The following is a 15,400-nucleotide window of genomic DNA, read 5'->3' on the forward strand; positions in this document are numbered from 1 at the left end:
TGTCTGGTCTTGCGTGTCTGGTCTTCCGGGGCGGCCCGGCGGCCCGCCCCGGTGGTTGCCGCGGGTGCGGCGGCCACCGTCAGGGCCGTGGGGCCCCGGCCCCGGTGGTCCGCAGGTCCTGGAAGGACGGGCCGCGCAGCTTGAGATGGGCGTGGATGTCACCGCCGAGGCCGAACTCCCCGATGGCGCCGCCGTAGCTGCGCTGGTAGCTCATCCACAGCACGACGACGTTGATGATCCGGTTGGCACCCGGAAGATCCGGGTCCGGGAACGGGTCCGGCATCGTGGCGTGGTAGCGGCCGGAGCCGTCCGCATCCGTGACGAACACGTTCGGCACACCGAGCGGGCCCGGCCGGGTCGGGCCCGCCGGATCCAGGTCACGGGCCCGCAGCGACATCACCGTGTAGACGCTGTCGGGCACGAGACGGGAGAACTCGAAGTCGAAGGTCCCGGACCGGCCGTCCGGGGTGACCCCGACCTCCAGGGTCCCGCTCGCCTGCATCCACCGGCCGAACGTCACCGGCTCGACGATCTTGGGCCCGTCCTCCGCGCGCAGGTCCGGGATGGGGACCTGGTGAAAGGCGTGACTCGGCCGCTGCACCCGGCCGGCGTCGGGCAGCTGCTCCGGCGCGAACACCATCGGGTAGTTGTTGCACGGCAGGGGCAGCGGCAGGGTGTGGAGAACGAGGTCCCGGTCCGCCCCGCCGGGGTCGGTGTCCAGTTCGCGCAGCACCGTGTACGGGGCGAGGCGGCCGAACTCGGGCACCGGGCTGTCCGGCGAGACCACGGCCGCGCCCCACTCGGGCGCGGCCGCTCCGGCCGGGGCGGGCCGGTTGATCACGCCCACCACCACGAAGTTGCCGTCGCCGTCCATGACCTCGCTCGGGGGGTAGAGCGGGCCCTGGGTCGTGAGGGCGAGTTCGTGGGTCTCTCTGGCGTTCGGGGTCGCGAGCCCGGCCGGGCGGGCCGCAGTGGCGTTCTCAGACATCGGCACGCTGGTAGATGCGCGTGTACAGGCCGCTCTCGCCGCCGACGATGTAGCGGTCGCCCGCCTGCTGGACGATGTCCTGGTACTCCGGCGAGGTGAACACGGCCTGGTACTCCGCCGGCTCGCACTCGAACCCGGACACGAACATCACGCCCGGCTCCGAGCTGAGCAGCGAGTGGTACGCGAGGAACGCCGTGACCTGGTCCGCGCGCCGGACGACGTCGAAGATGGTGTTCTCCCGCCACTCGCGGTACGCCGCGTACTCCCGGGGCTTCACCTCGATGTGGCGCAGCTGCACGTACGGGGTCCGGGGCACCGCGTCGGCCACGTCCTTGGGCGCCTCGACGAAGTCCAGGAGATGGCGGCGGAAGTCCGTGGCGAGGTCCTGCGAGACGCTCTCCCAGAGCTGCTTCCAGCCCGCGTTCAGCCCGGCCAGCTCGGAGAGGTCCTTGATCGGCGTGATCTCCAGGATGTTGCCGTCGTCCACGCTGCGGTACAGCGCGCGGCCGGCCACCGGCTCCTTCTGGTTCAGCCTGCTCCACTCGGCCAGGACGTGGTCCTCGCGGCCGGGGGCCACGGCGACTTCATTGAGGACGAGCAGGGTGGAGGACATGTGGGTATTCCTTTCGACGGAAACGTGGCGGACCGCACGATCGGCGGGATGCCGGCCGCGTGGTTCCGACAAGTGGGGATGAATGAAGCGGGGATGAATGAAGTGGGGGTGGGGGAGTGGCAGGGGTCCGGGGTCCGGGATCCGTGATCCGGAATGCGTCAGGCGACGACGACGTCCTTGGCCGCGATCACCGCGGCGGCCTCCGTGACGGTCTGCTCGGGGACGAGTTCACCCATCTCGATCTCGACGCCGAAGGTCTTCTGCAGCCGCAGCGCCAGTTCCTCCAGCAGCAGAGAGTCGATCTCCATCGCCTCGAACGTGGTGTCCGGCGTGACGTCCGCCGTTTCCACTTCCAGTTCGCCCAGGACCGTGATCACCCGGCTGACGACCGAAATATCCATGAGATTCCTCCGTGAATCGCTGAGAACGCCGACTTTCGCGTTGCGGGATCGGAGCTGGTGAATTCAGCGGATCACATTCCTCCGCGTCCCACGGATTCATCATGGGATCGGGGAACGGGCAGAGGAAGTGTCTCCTGATCGTGGTGGTGCGAACACCACCGGCACGGAGAACCGGATAACCAGGGTAAGGCTAGGCGGCCTCGGCGTGAGCGGCTATCAGTTCACGCGGCCGCTCGGCCGATTCCTTGGTGGGCCGGGCGACGTACAGGGTCAGCAGCGATTCGGGAGACTCCGGCACGCTCATCACCACACGGTCGAAGACCCGCACCCCGGCCTGCGGGAGCGCGATCTTGCGCCTGCTCTGATTCGGGCCGACGACCTCGTGACAATCCCACAGCGCGGCGAATCGCGGGCTGCGCTCGGAAAGCCGCTCCGCCATCCGGCCGAATTCCGGATCCTCCGGGAAACGGGCCGACTGCGCCCGGAACTGGGCGACCAGCCCGCGCCCCACCTCGTCGGCCTCCGGATACTTCTCGCGCGTGGACGGTTCGGTGAAGAACTTCAGTACGCAGTTGTCACCGCGGGCGTCGATGCGGAACAGGGAGCGGGCCGAACGGCTGGCCAGTTCGATACGCCCGTACCGGTCGGTGATGTAAGCGGGATTGCGCGACCACCCTTCGACGAGCGCATGCATCCGCGCGTACGCGCTGTCCCACCGGTGGCCCTCCACGGGCTGCGGTGGATTGTGGCCGGCCAGCCGGTAGAAATACGTGCGCTCGGACTCCCCGAGCCGCAGGGCGTTGCTGACGGCGTTCACGATCCCTTCGGAGACGTTGATGTCCCGCCCCTGCTCCAGCCAGGTGTACCAGGACACCCCGACCCCGGCGAGAGCCGCGACCTCCTCGCGACGCAGCCCGGGAGTGCGCCGTCTCTCCACGTTCACCAGCCCGACTTCCTCCGGTGTGATCTGCTCCCTGCGGGCCCGCAGGAAATGCCGCAGCCTCGTCCGCCGCAAGAGTCCGGATACCGGGGGGGATGCAGTCGTCTGCATGCATCGACCTCTTTCCTTCTGAAGATTGCTTCGGTGACCGGTGCGCCCGACGGGCAGGCCCACCGGAGGTGGTGGCACCACCCGGTTCGACAGACACTCCCTCCCGCCGGAATCCGGCGTCAGACTGACGGCATGTTCCACACAACGGCGAACATCCCGGCAGCCACGGCTGCGGGTACGGCGGAGAGCATCCCGGCCACGAACGAGGCCACCCGGCTGCGCCTGTTCTGCTTCCATCACGCGGGCGGCAGCGCCTGGTCCTTCTCGGGCTGGGGGCAGTGGCTCGGTCGCGGCGTGGAGGTCGTACCGGTGTCCATGCCCCCCAGGTCGGCGCCCGCAGCCGGCGTCCCCGGTGCCGTCAGCACGATGGACGACCTGGTGCGAGAGGTGACAAGGCAGCTGACCCCCTTCCTCGACGAGCCTTACGCCTTCTACGGCCACAGCATGGGAGCGCTGGTCGCGTACGGCGTGGCACAGCGGCACATCGCCGCGGGGCGGCGCCCGCCCGCCTGTTTCGTGGCCGGGGCCCACCGCGCGCCGCATGTCCAGGCTGCGCCCGACCTGACCGTAGGGCTATCGGATAGAGCGTCCCTAGAGCTGCTGTTGGGTCTGGGTGGAGCCGGACGCCTGCTGCGGGAGAACCCGGTCCGGATGAAGGCCGCCGTGCAGCGGCTCCGCGAGGACCTGCGCGTGTGCGCCACGTACCGGCATCCGGCAGCGGGCCACCGTCCGCTGCCCTGCCCGGTCCACGCCCTGCTGGGCCAAGGTGATCCGCTGGTCCGCGAGGCGGACGCGGCGGCGTGGCGGATGCATACCAGCGCCGGCTTCTCGTTCCGCTCCCTCCCGGGCGGCCACTTCTTCAACCGGGAGCACAAGGACCTGTTCTTCGCCGAGTTGGGCCGCGCACTCGGGATGGTCGAGCACTGAACGGGTGCGGGTGCGGGTACGGGCACTCCCGGTACCCCGTGTATCAGCCATCCGGGTCCCAAACCGTTCGCCGTGTGATCCCTGCCGCTGACACCCGGTGTTGCCGTGACCTACCTTCGGGCGGTATGGACGCCATGCCCTTAGGGACCGACGGTAAGAAGAAGAAGCGCAGCCAGCTGGCGCACTTCCTGCGGAGCCGCCGAGCAGGGCTCTCCCCCGAGGACGTCGGACTGGTGACGGCCGCCAGGCGCGCCCGGGTCGGGCTCCGCCGGGAAGAGGTCGCGGTCCTCGCCGGAGTGAGCGCCTCGTGGTACGCGTGGCTGGAACAGGGCCGCCCCATCAAGGTCTCGGACGGGATACTCGACGCGATCAGCCGGGCCCTGCGCCTCAGCGAACTCGAACGGGTGCACCTGTACCGGCTGGCGGACGCCAACCCCCCGCTGCCGCTGTCGGATCCCGATCTCCCGGACTCCGGACTGTTCCAACGGATGGTCGACACACAGCTGTCGGGGCCGGCGTGCGTGATCGACCGCCACTGGGAGGTCCTCGCGGTCAACGAACCGGCGGCCGAGGTGCTGCGGCTGGGCCGCGACGGCAACGACAACTTCCTGACCAGCCTGTTCACCGGCTCCCACGGTGAACGGTACGCGGACCGGCCGCTCGTGGCACGTCAGATGACCGCCCGGTTCCGGCTCCAGAGCTCGTACGGCGCCGATGACGCGCGCTACGAGCGGATCGCGGACCGACTCTCGCAGGCGGACCCTCTGTTCGCCGAGCTGTGGGCCCGCCACGAGGTCGAGGAGCCCGTGCCGACGTCCGTCGAAGTGGACCACCCCGAGGACGGGCGTCTGTCCTACGTGCTGTTCACCATGGACCTGGACGCCGCCGCCCGCACCCGGCTCCTGGTGTACCTGCCGCCGGGCATCGCCGGGCCCGTGTCGGCCTGGCAGTAGGACGGGCGGGAGGGTGGTGGTGCTGCCACCACCACCGGTACCCATAGCGCCGGCACGCACTGGAAGGGCTCCGTACACCGCCGCAGAATCATCGGGCGGCCTGCCCCGAGCGGAGTGCGGCCCTTTCCACCGTGCCCGGTAGCGGCGTCCCGCACCGGCGACTATGGAGGCCCCCTTGACCTATGTGTTGTCCCACGGACGTTTACCCTCCGCGCAGCGCGCCGGGCGAGCCGGCGAGGCGGTGGCATGAGCCGGGCAGCGGTCCTCACCGGCCTCGGGACGTTCGTCCCGCCCCGCGTCGTGACCAATGAGGAGCTGTCCCGGACCCTCGACACCTCGGACGAGTGGATCCGCACCAGGACCGGCATCACCCAGCGGCACTGGGCCGACCCCGGGACCGCCACGGGCGACCTCGCCGTGGCGGCGGGCGAGCGGGCGCTCAAGTCGGCCGGCTCCGGCGACGTCGACCTGGTGGTCCTCGCCACGACCACTCCGGACCACCCGTGCCCGGCGACGGCTCCCGACGTCGCCTCCCGGCTGGGCCTTCGGAACGTGGCGGCCTACGACATCGCGGCCGTGTGCAGCGGATTCGTCTACGGGCTGGCGTCCGCCGCGGGTGCCATCGCCGCCGGTATCGCCGAACGCGTGCTGGTGATCGGCGCGGAGACGTACTCCACCATCCTCAACCCGGAGGACCGCACCACGTCGGTCATCTTCGGTGACGGCGCCGGCGCCGTGGTGCTGAGGGCCGGCGACCCCGCCGAACCGGGCGCGCTGCTGGGGCACGACCTCGGCAGCGACGGCTCGTTGAAGGACCTCATCATCGTTCCCGGCGGGGGCTCGCGGGAGCGCTCCGCCGCGCCCGGCGGGCCCGGACCGCTCCCTGCCGACGCGTACTTCAGCATGCAGGGCAAGCCGGTGTTCCGGCACGCGGTCACCCGTATGGCGGCCTCCTCCCAGGCGATGCTCGACCGGGCCGGATGGGCCCCCGAGACGGTGGACCGGTTCGTGGGCCACCAGGCGAACGTACGGATCCTGCACGCCGTTGCCGACCAGCTCGGGATGGACAGGGAGCGCGTCGTCGTCAACCTCGACCGCGTCGGCAACACCTCCGCCGCCTCCATCCCGCTGGCGCTCTCCGACGCCGTCGCCGGCGGACAGGTCACACCGGGCGACCGCGTCCTGATGAGCGCCTTCGGAGGTGGCGTGACCTGGGGGTCGACCGCCCTGGTCTGGCCCGACGTCGTCGCGCACTGAGACCCACCCGCTGTTCTGTCGGCCGCCGGTCAACGTGACCGGCGGCCCACGGCCATGCCCGGACGTCCGCCCCCGGACCCGGCCCGGCCGACGACAACCCACCGAAGAATGCGAGGAGTTCCTGATGACCGGATATGCGATGTCCGCGATCCCCCTGACCATCGGCATCCTGGGTGCGGGAAACATCGGCCGCCCGCTCGGCCGGCACTGGCTGGCGGCCGGGCACCGCGTGACGTTCGGCTCACGGGACCCGGGCCGGCTCGCCTCCTTCGTCGAGCCGCTGGGCGACCGGGCGCGGGCCGCCACGTACGCCGACGCGGTCGAGGCGAGCGACGTCGTACTGCTGTCCGTCCCGCACCCGGCCCTCGACGGCCTGCTGGACCGGCTGGAGGGACGGCTGGCCGGAAAGACCGTCATCGACGCCACCAGCCCGATCGGAGTCTCGGAGAACGGCCTCTTCGTCTCGCTGCTCGGACCGGACACCACCCAGGGGAGCTGGGCCGCCGAGCGGCTGCCCGACAGCTCCGTCGCCCGCGCCTTCACCCACTTCCCGGACGAACTGCTCTGGTCGCGCGGCACGCAGCAGCCGCACTTCTGGGGCATGGGCATCGCGTCCGACGGCCAGGACGCCCGGCAGGTGACGGAGGCCCTGGTGCACGACGCCGGCTTCGTACCCGTCCATCTGGGCGGGCTCGCGGAATCGGCAGCCCTGGATCCCGGCGGCGCGCTCTTCGGCTACGTCTCCACGGCCGCGGGCCTGCGCGCCGCAGCCGGCCTCTGACGGAAGCGGAACGCGAAGCGAACGAAGGGGGTCCGCCTGCCCCACCCGGCCGGAGCCGGACGGGGCAGGCGGTCCCCCTTCGTTCGCGTGCGCGGGGTCATGCAGTGGGGGAGGAGCCGACGGGGGAAGGGCCGACGGGGGAGGCGACCCTGTCGCCCGGGTCCTGGGCGGCGACGGGCCGGGACCCGGCGGCCGCGGGCCGCTCGGCCGCCGGCTTCTTCCTCGGATTCGACCAGCGCCTGGTGATCGGCCTCTCGATCAGTGCGTACAGCGCCCACGAGGCCAGGATCGCGACGCCCATGCACAGCACCATCAGGCCGACGGCTCCCGGAACCGAGTACGACGTGCTGCCGAGCAGCTTCCACACGGCGACCATCACGGTGTAGTGCACCAGGTAGAAGGCGAACGAGACGTCGCCGAGCCAGACCATCACACGGTTGCGGAAGAGCGTGAACCTGCCCTCGTCGTCCGCGATGGCGCCGGCGGCGATGAGCAGGGCGGCGGGGATGACGCACACCGCCCGCGTCGAGTAGATGGGCGGCGTGAAGTAGCCCACCACGTAGCTGACGGCGAGCAGTACGCCGGACCAGACCATGCCGATGTTGCGCCAGCGCCCCGCCATGACCGAGCGGGCCACGAGGATGCCGAGGGCGAAGTCCAGCACCCGGGGCAGGGGCAGGATGTACGAGAAGAAGTACTGGTTGATCGACGTGTCGGGTTCCGTGGGCATCATCGCCCCGGCCGGGACCAGCAGCGTCGACAGCAGGGGTGTCGCGAAGATCCCGGCGACGACGCCCACGACCCAGAGGTTCAGCCGGTGCGCCGGGATCTTCTTGGTCCAGTGGAGCAGGACCGGGAAGAGGAGGTAGAAGACCGCCTCGACACCCAGGGACCAGCCGGCGGGGTTCACCCCGAAGTTGACCGCGAAGTCTGGGTACCAGACCTGGACCATGAACAGGTTGAGCAGTCCGGTCGTCGTGTCCGTCAGCGGGGCGGCGAAGACCAGCATGGCCAGCGCCCAGACCAGGACGTAGTTGGGGACGATCTTGACGAAGCGGCGCCGCCAGAAGCGCGGTGCGGTGTCGGTGTCCCGGGCCGACCAGGTCAGTACGAACCCGCTGAGCACGAAGAAGAACGTGACGCCGAGCGCGCCGGCGTGGGCGACGGCGTCGTAGTAGGTGGTGACGGCCGAGCTGCTGCTCAGCCAGGGGACGCCCAGGAAGGCCAGGAGCGACGCGTGGTACAGGAACACCACGAAGGCCGCGGGGAAGCGCAACCCGGTCAGCGTGTCGAGGCGGGTCGCCCGGGAACGCCCCGGCACCGCCGAGCCGGCGGCAGGCGGCGGCACGGTGCCCACTGATTCGTGCTCCGTCACACGCATTCTGTCCGTCGACACGTTTCTGCTCCTTAGGAAAGAGGGATGTGCGCTGCGAATCGTGCTGCGAGTTGCGCTGCTGCTTGCGCTGCCACTTGCGCCGCAAACCGAACGCACCGAGAAAGTGAATGATGGCCGCGAGGGCGTCGGATGATGAAAAGCTACCCGAGGCGAGACGGAATTGCCGGGGCCAGATCATCCGGTTGCCGCCAACACCACCACGGGGACAACCAGCCGGGCAGGCACGTGCGTTCCGGCAGCGTAGGGGCGTGCACCGGCCGGTGGCTGGTGGTCCCACCACCATGACCCGGAGGCACTTCCTCCGCGGGGTGCGGGCGCGCGATAATTCAGTGCCGGACCATTCCGGCGTACTGCGGACCTTTTAGGCCTTCGAATTACGTGCGGCAGGTTCCGCTATTTCGCGCATGTTCTCCGTGTCGCCGGGCTGCCCGCGAACAGAACGCCGCCGATTCCCCGCCGGACCATCAACCCGGGAGCAACGATGTCCCCCAGCGTGACCCGTCAGAGCAGCAAGCGGCCCGGAGGCGACGATCCCGCCACCGGGCCGACCGCCACGCCGACACCGTCGAGGGCGCCGTCGAGGGCGCCCGACGCGATTCCCGCGGCCGCCGCACCCGACGGCACGTCCGAGTCCGCCCCACCGGGCTCCTCGCTGCGCGCCTGGCTGGCCGTGGTCGGACTGGCCCTCGGGGTCTTCTCCTTCGTCACCACGGAGACCCTGCCCATCGGGCTGCTCCCGTCCATCGCGGAGGGCACCTCGGTGTCCCTGGGCACGGCGGGCTTCCTGGTCACGGGCTTCGCGGCACTTGCGGCGGTGACCGCGGCGCCCCTGACCGCACTGACCGGACGCCTGGACCGCAAGTGGCTGCTCGTCGCCCTGATGGTCCTCTACATCGCCGGCAACCTCATGGCCGCCGTCGTCTCCGGCTATGCGCTGCTCCTGACCGCGCGCCTCATCGTGGCCCTGGCGCACGGGGTGTTCTGGTCCATCGCCGTCTCCATCGCCGTACGGCTGGTCCCCGAGCGGCACGCCGTCCGCGCCACCTCGGTGGTCCTCGGCGGCATCTCCCTGGCCTCCGTGGCGGGCACCCCGCTGGGCACCGCCGTCGGCCAGTCCGCGGGCTGGCACGCGGCCTTCGTGTGCGTCGGGTTCCTCGGCTTCCTCGTACTGGGCGCGAGCCTGCTGTTCATGCCCGCCCTGCCCGCCCGGGGCGCCGGCAGCCTGGCCGCGCTCGTGCACGTGCTGCGGCACCGTGCGCTGCGCGTCGCGGTCGGCGTCACCGCACTGATCATGAGCGGCCACTTCCTCGCCTTCACGTACGTGGCCCCGTTCCTGCAGGAGGTCACCGGCGTCCGGCCCTCCCTCGTCGGCGCGTTGCTGCTGGTCTTCGGCGCGGCCGGGCTGGCGGGGAACTTCGCGGCGGGCGCCGTGGTCGGCCGGGCCCTGCGCACGAGCCTGATCACCAGCACCGGACTCCTGGCCGTCGTCATGGTGGTGATGTACGCGGGCGGCCCCAGCGGCCCGCTGACCATCACGATGCTGGTGTGCTGGGGCGTGCTCTACGCCGCCCTGCCGGTCGCGCTGCAGACCTGGGTCATGCGACTCGTCCCCGAGGAGAGCGAGGCCGCCTCGTCCCTGTACGTGGCCGCCTTCAACGGGGCCATCGGCGTCGGCTCGTTCATCGGCGGCCTGATCATCGACGCCTCGGGGCCGCGCCTGGCGATGGCCGTGGCCGCCGCGTTCGCGCTCGCCGCCATGCTGATGACGGCCGTCCTCGGCAAGAGCGGGGGAGGGGCGGCACGTCCCGCCCGTTCCTGATCGCGCGTCCACGGGATCGCGGACCACGCCCGCCTGACGGGCCCTTAGGGGCGACGTGAGGAATTGGTGGCCGTATGGCCCACTGCCTGTCGTGAGGCTCGGACCCGGCTTCATACTGGCGAATCCCTCCGCCCGGCAAGAGAGGTGCAATATGCGGCGTACGACCGGGGGTGTCCAGACCTTCCATCTCTGGTCGCTGTCCGAGGACGTGATCGTCGATCAGGGGGCCGGAGGAGACACGCTGCTGCTCACCAGCCGCTGGGGCCAGGACCGGCTCGACCGGCCCAGCCCGGCGGTGCGCGAGGTGCTGCGGAGGATGGAGCTCGGGCCGGTCCTTCTGGCCAACGCCCTGAGCGGGCCCGAGGACCTGTGCCCCTTCACGCTGCCGGCGCTCAGCAAACTGTCACACCTCGTGGTGCGCACACTCGGCGTGGACGACCTGAAGGGACCACTGCTCTCCGTGGTCCCGTTGTCCTCGGCGGCGTCCTTCGTCCTGATCCGCCCGTCCGGGGAGCGCCGCGTGTGCCTTCCCCGGCACGTGGCCCTCACCGTGCCGGAGTCCGGCACCGGATGCGTGCTGGAGTCCGACCGCGCGCCGCACCGCGTGGTCCTGCACCGGCAGGAGGCGGCGTGGGTCGCGATGACGCTCGCGTGGCCGACAACACTCACTGCGGTTTCGGCCGCATTGCCGCTGCCGCCGAAGGTGACCGAGGACATCATCGGCTATCTGACCGCCGCCGGCCTGGTCACTCCCGTCGACGACCCCGCGTAGGGGCGCGCGCCCCGCAGGGCTCCCGCACCCCGGCCGCCGGGCCGCCGGGAGCACGGCTGCGGGGGGCTTGACCAGGACGGATGCGCCCGGCGGGGGCCGGGCGCGCCCTGCCTCCGCCGCCGGCGAAGGGGGCCGCCCGGGGTGCGGCCGTACGGCGTGCTCCGGCTCAAGAGCGGCTGGCCCGCCGATCGAGCTGCCTTCCAGGCACTTTCTAGCCACTGCCCCGATAGTGCCGCCCATGCAGCGGGAAAGTCCCGTAACTGACTCGACGGAGTGGACACCATGCTGGATGCGGATACCTTCCGTAAGGTTTTCGGTTCCTTTCCAACCCCTGTCGCGATCGTCACCGCAATCGGTGCGGGCGGAGATCCGAGCGGATTCACGTGTAACGCCTTCTCCGCCGTGTCCGCGGCGCCGCCCCTGCTCCTCCTTTGCGTGGGCAAGGGCTCCAGGACCTTGCCCGCGATGCTCTCCGCGGGGGTGTTCGCGATGAACTTCGTGGCCCATCGGGGCCAGGACGCGGCCCGGCTCTTCGCCGGGAAGGCGGAGCGGAAGTTCGACGGCGTGGCCTGGCGCGGCGGGCTGGCCGGGGTCCCGGTGCTCACCGAGGCCGCGGTGGCGTACGCCGGCTGCACGGTCGTGAAGACCGTGGACGCGGGAGACCACGTGCTGGTGATCGGGAGGGTCGACGAGAGCGAGATCTTCCCGGGCACGGCCGCCCTCTACCAGCAGGGCGAGTTCGGCATGTGGGAACGGGACTCCCGGCTGGCCGTGCAGCACTGAGCCGGGCGGCGGGAACGTCCCGGGTCCCAGATCCGACCCGGGCCCCGCGGGGCGCCGTACGGCCCCGCGGGGCGCCGCAGGGCCCGCGCGGGGCCCGGTCCGCGTCTCGGGCCGGGGGCGTCGGCGCCGGCGGCGGGCGGGGCAACGCACGAAGCTCCCGGCGGACGGGGATCCGGATCCGATCCCGTCTGCCAGGAGCTTCGTGTGTGTGGGGGGCTTTGATGCGCCCGCGCCGGCATGGCGGCCCGGGAAGGGGGCGGGCGACGGCTAGGCGGAGAGTGCATGCAGCATGGAGGAGGGAGCCTGCAGGCCGGTGTCGTTGGCCAGGATGGCCTGGTGCAGACGCTGCAGCCGCGGGGACGGCTCGACCCCCAGTTCCTTGATGAGGGCGTGGCGCAGCGACTGGAACGCTTCGAGCGCGCGCCAGGGGTGCCCGGCCCGGTACAGGGCGGTCATCAGCTGGGCGGACAGGGTCTCGTGCAGGGGCTGCCGGCTCACGAGCATGCGCAGCTCACCGATGATCTCGGCGTGCCGGCCGAGGGTGAGGTCGGCGTCGAGGCGCATCTCCAGCGCCCATTCGCGTTCCTCCTCCATGCCGATGACCTCCGTGGCGAGGACCTCCCCGACGGGGACGTCCGTGAGGGCGGGGCCGCGCCACAGGGCCAGGGCGCGGCCGAGCTGCTCCGACGCCGCCCGGGGGTCGTTCTCGGCCAGCGTCCGGCCGCCCTGGCGCACCAGCTGCTGGAACCTCACGAGGTCGAGGGAGAAGTCCTCCGGGGCGAGCCGGTAGCCGCCGTAACAGGTCGCCAGAACGTCCTTGACGTTCCGCCCGTTCTGCTGCTGCACACCGGCCTGTGTCAGTTTCCGGCGCAATTGCAGGATGTAGGTCTGGAGTGTGGTGGCTGCGCTCCGGGGAATCTCATTGCCCCACAACTCGGCCATCAGAGTTTCGACTTGTACGACGCGGCCCGCGCGGATGGCGAGCAGCGCGAGGATCTGTCGGGGTTTTCCAGCGGTCGGCACAATGGACATGTCGTACATGCGCGCTTCGAGCGGTCCGAGAACTCCGAATTCCATGAGCCCAGCATCCCAGCCGCCTCCGCCGGCCGACCAGTGATGCGGGCACGAGCGGGCATGAAGATCTCATATGCCGTTCCTCCGGCCGCGCACCAGTGGTACGCGCCCGCCCGCCCACTCGTGAGCGGGCGGGCGGGCGGTGCGGGCGGTGCGGGCAGCCCGGGCTCAGCCGTTGACGAAGGTCAGTCCGGTCGCGTCGTAGCGGGTGCCCGCGAACTGCTCGGGCGGGGCGACGGCCTCGATGGCCGCGAGGTCTTCGGGAGTCAGCTCGACGGCCAGGGCCGCGAGGTTCTCCTCCAGGTAGCGCTGCCGCCGGGTGCCGGGGATCGGCACCACGTCGTCGCCCCGGTGCTGCACCCAGGCCAGGGCGAGCTGGCCGGCGGTGACCCCCTTGGCCGCGGCGAGCTCGTTCAGCCGCGTGACGATCGCCAGGTTCCGCTCGCGGTTGCCGTCGGCGAACCGCGGGTGGCCGCGCCGTACGTCGGTGTCCGCCAGCCCGTCGACCGAGCTGTACTGCCCGGTCAGGAAGCCGCGCCCGAGCGGGGCGTACGGGACGAGGCCGACGCCGAGTTCGCGGCACACCGGGACGATCTCCGCCTCCAGGTCGCGGGACCACAGCGACCACTCGCTCTGCAGCGCGGCGATCGGGTGCACCGCGTGCGCCCGCCGGATGGTCTGCGCACCGGCCTCGGACAGGCCGAGGTGGCGGACCTTGCCGGCCCGCACCAGCTCGGCCATGGCGCCGACGGTCTCCTCGATCGGCACCTGCGGGTCGACCCGGTGCTGGTAGTAGAGGTCGATGTGGTCGACCCCGAGCCGGCGCAGCGAGTCCTCGCAGGCCTGCCGTACGTAGGCGGCGTCTCCGCGGACCAGCGTGGGGTCGCCCAGGCGGTTGGCGAAGCCGAACTTCGTGGCCAGCACGACCTCGTCGCGGCGCCCGGCGACGGCCCGTCCGATCAGTTCCTCGTTGTGTCCGCTGCCGTAGAAGTCGGAGGTGTCCAGGAAGGTCACTCCGAGGTCGAGGGCGTGGCGCAGCGTGGCGATCGACTGGGCGTCGTCCGTGGCGCCGTAGCCGTGGCTCATGCCCATGCATCCCAGGCCCTGCGCGGAGACCGCCAGTTCGCCTAAGTACCGGGTGGGGACGTTGGTCATGCTGATGCCTCCTGGGCGCTCGGAACCGTCTGCCCACGACGCTAGGTGTTGGAGTGCGCTCCAGGGCAAACGGGAGTGTGCTGTCGGGTTCGGGTCAGGGGGTGAAGGCGTGGGACGCGAAGAGTGCCGCCGCCGGGTCGAACGTCAAGGCGATGTGCGTGGCGATGGAGTTGACGTCGCGCCAGGTCCGCTCCAGCGGGCTCTCGGTGGTGTGTCCGGAGGTGCCGGCGGTGGCGAACATCCGGTTGACGGCGTTCACCACGAGTCCGGTCGCCAGCGCGTGGTCGCGTACGTTGCGGGCCGTCTCCTCGGCGGTGACCCGCGCGCCCCGGTCCGCGACGTACGCGGACCGCTGCAGCAGCAGCGTCGCGGCGTCGATCTCGCCGGCGCTGCGGGTCAGGACCGCCTCGTAGGTGCCCCGGGAGGGGCCGGGCACCCCCGGGCGGCCGGCGCCGCGCGCCAGCCGCTGCGCCGTGTCGCCGGTCCACAGCCCGAGCGCGCTGCGCGCGGCACCGAGGGCGGCGGGCGCGCACGACAGCCCGTTGACGGCCTGGATCGGCACGGTGTGGCAGCCGGCCGACGAGTCCACCGGCCGCCCGTCGAAGAGCCGCTGCCGGTCGACGCTGCGCGACTCGGGGACGAACACGTCGTCGGCGATCAGCGTGTTGCTGCCGGTGGCGCGCATGCCGGAGCCGGTCCAGGTGCCCTTGATCGCGTAGTCGGCCCGCGGAAGCGCGAACAGCCGCGCGCCCCCGTCACCGGGAAGGGTGGCGCACACGACGGCCCAGTCGGAGTAGTCGACGCCGCTGATGTACGCCCAGGAGCCGGACACGCGCCAGCCACCAGCCACCGGTGTGGCCTTCCCCAGCGGCGAAAGAGACCCGACGACGAAGGCGTCGGGCCCGTCGGCCCACACCTCGGCCCGCCCCTCCCGAGGCAGGTGGGCGGCCACCCGGGCCAGACTCGACGCGACCGACGCACACCACGCGGTGGCCGCGCAGCCCTCGGCCACGGTGGCGACGGCCTCGGTGAACTCCCCGAACGTGCCCTCCACGCCACCCTGCGCGGCAGGCACGAAGTGCCGCGCGAATCCCGCCCGGAGCATCTGCGTCACCACATCGGGAGTCAGCCGACGCTGGTCCTCCGCATCCCGCGCCCGGCGCCGGGCCGACTCGGCCAGCTCTGCCGACCGCTCGACGAGCCCGGTCCCCCGGAAAGCCTGTGCGTACATCCTGCCTCCTCCTAGACGCCGATGAGCGGAGCGGACCATGACACACCCCGGTCGACCCCGACTCGTCCGCCCCTTGAGCGGCGGCATCCCCATCACCCCGGCATTCGGCCGCACCTGTGCGAAGACCCCGCCGTCGGCGAGCTCGCCGATCACCCTGGAGCCGGAGGGGCTGGCGCACTGGCGGCAGATGCGGAAGAAG

The 15,400-nt window shown here is 71.4% G+C and carries 15 protein-coding genes; 7 read left to right on the top strand and 8 right to left on the bottom strand.

Features of this window, described 5'->3' with window-relative positions:
* Window positions 1-79: 79 nt before the first annotated feature.
* The 4 genes from ABTY04_RS04770 to ABTY04_RS04785 form a co-directional block, all read right to left on the bottom strand.
* On the bottom strand, window positions 80-988 hold the full coding sequence (locus ABTY04_RS04770; protein WP_352211850.1) for a hypothetical protein: 909 nt from the start codon (window positions 986-988) through the stop codon (window positions 80-82).
* On the bottom strand, window positions 981-1,601 hold the full coding sequence (locus ABTY04_RS04775; protein WP_352211851.1) for a hypothetical protein: 621 nt from the start codon (window positions 1,599-1,601) through the stop codon (window positions 981-983). Before ABTY04_RS04775 ends, ABTY04_RS04770 begins: the two co-directional genes overlap by 8 nt.
* 158 nt (window positions 1,602-1,759) lie before the next feature.
* The gene (locus ABTY04_RS04780; protein WP_352211852.1) at window positions 1,760-2,002 is read right to left on the bottom strand and encodes a phosphopantetheine-binding protein; all 243 of its coding nucleotides are present in this window, start codon (window positions 2,000-2,002) and stop codon (window positions 1,760-1,762) included.
* A gap of 190 nt (window positions 2,003-2,192) precedes the next feature.
* Window positions 2,193-3,290 (bottom strand): helix-turn-helix transcriptional regulator, encoded by a 1,098-nt coding sequence (locus ABTY04_RS04785; protein WP_352211853.1) that lies wholly within the window; start codon window positions 3,288-3,290, stop codon window positions 2,193-2,195.
* Between ABTY04_RS04785 and ABTY04_RS04790 the strand changes: the two genes are divergently transcribed.
* From ABTY04_RS04790 to ABTY04_RS04805, 4 genes are all read left to right on the top strand, one after another.
* The gene (locus tag ABTY04_RS04790; protein ID WP_352211854.1) at window positions 3,186-3,980 is read left to right on the top strand and encodes a thioesterase II family protein; all 795 of its coding nucleotides are present in this window, start codon (window positions 3,186-3,188) and stop codon (window positions 3,978-3,980) included. The two genes, ABTY04_RS04785 and ABTY04_RS04790, sit on opposite strands and share 105 nt — an antisense overlap.
* Window positions 3,981-4,105: 125 nt before the next feature.
* Window positions 4,106-4,933 carry a helix-turn-helix transcriptional regulator gene (locus tag ABTY04_RS04795; protein ID WP_352211855.1) on the top strand — a complete coding sequence of 276 codons (828 nt, stop codon included), beginning with the start codon at window positions 4,106-4,108 and terminating at the stop codon, window positions 4,931-4,933.
* Between the two features lie 246 nt (window positions 4,934-5,179).
* Window positions 5,180-6,190 (top strand): beta-ketoacyl-ACP synthase III, encoded by a 1,011-nt coding sequence (locus tag ABTY04_RS04800; protein ID WP_352211856.1) that lies wholly within the window; start codon window positions 5,180-5,182, stop codon window positions 6,188-6,190.
* A gap of 124 nt (window positions 6,191-6,314) precedes the next feature.
* Entirely contained in the window at window positions 6,315-6,971 is a 657-nt protein-coding gene (locus tag ABTY04_RS04805; RefSeq protein ID WP_352211857.1) for an NADPH-dependent F420 reductase, read from the top strand.
* Window positions 6,972-7,068: 97 nt separating this feature from the next.
* Here the strand turns inward: ABTY04_RS04805 and ABTY04_RS04810 are convergent, their stop codons facing one another.
* Window positions 7,069-8,367 carry an acyltransferase family protein gene (locus tag ABTY04_RS04810; RefSeq protein WP_352211858.1) on the bottom strand — a complete coding sequence of 433 codons (1,299 nt, stop codon included), beginning with the start codon at window positions 8,365-8,367 and terminating at the stop codon, window positions 7,069-7,071.
* A 481-nt stretch (window positions 8,368-8,848) separates the two neighbouring features.
* On the opposite strand from ABTY04_RS04810, the gene ABTY04_RS04815 reads away from it, so the two are divergent.
* The 3 genes from ABTY04_RS04815 (at window position 8,849) to ABTY04_RS04825 (ending at window position 11,741) form a co-directional block, all read left to right on the top strand.
* On the top strand, window positions 8,849-10,186 hold the full coding sequence (locus tag ABTY04_RS04815) for an MFS transporter (RefSeq protein WP_352211859.1): 1,338 nt from the start codon (window positions 8,849-8,851) through the stop codon (window positions 10,184-10,186).
* A 151-nt stretch (window positions 10,187-10,337) separates the two neighbouring features.
* Window positions 10,338-10,958 carry an NADH oxidase gene (locus ABTY04_RS04820; protein ID WP_352211860.1) on the top strand — a complete coding sequence of 207 codons (621 nt, stop codon included), beginning with the start codon at window positions 10,338-10,340 and terminating at the stop codon, window positions 10,956-10,958.
* Window positions 10,959-11,240: 282 nt separating this feature from the next.
* Window positions 11,241-11,741 (top strand): flavin reductase family protein, encoded by a 501-nt coding sequence (locus ABTY04_RS04825; protein WP_352211884.1) that lies wholly within the window; start codon window positions 11,241-11,243, stop codon window positions 11,739-11,741.
* A gap of 267 nt (window positions 11,742-12,008) precedes the next feature.
* On the opposite strand, the gene ABTY04_RS04830 is transcribed toward ABTY04_RS04825, so the two are convergent.
* The 3 genes from ABTY04_RS04830 to ABTY04_RS04840 form a co-directional block, all read right to left on the bottom strand.
* Entirely contained in the window at window positions 12,009-12,818 is an 810-nt protein-coding gene (locus tag ABTY04_RS04830) for an AfsR/SARP family transcriptional regulator (protein WP_352211861.1), read from the bottom strand.
* A 165-nt stretch (window positions 12,819-12,983) separates the two neighbouring features.
* On the bottom strand, window positions 12,984-13,970 hold the full coding sequence (locus ABTY04_RS04835) for an aldo/keto reductase (RefSeq protein ID WP_352211862.1): 987 nt from the start codon (window positions 13,968-13,970) through the stop codon (window positions 12,984-12,986).
* Between the two features lie 94 nt (window positions 13,971-14,064).
* Complete coding sequence (locus ABTY04_RS04840; protein ID WP_352211863.1) at window positions 14,065-15,201, bottom strand: acyl-CoA dehydrogenase family protein; 1,137 nt, start codon at window positions 15,199-15,201, stop codon at window positions 14,065-14,067.
* Window positions 15,202-15,400: the final 199 nt, after the last annotated feature.

Source organism: Streptomyces sp. NPDC097981, from assembly GCF_040302565.1.
Lineage (GTDB): Bacteria > Actinomycetota > Actinomycetes > Streptomycetales > Streptomycetaceae > Streptomyces.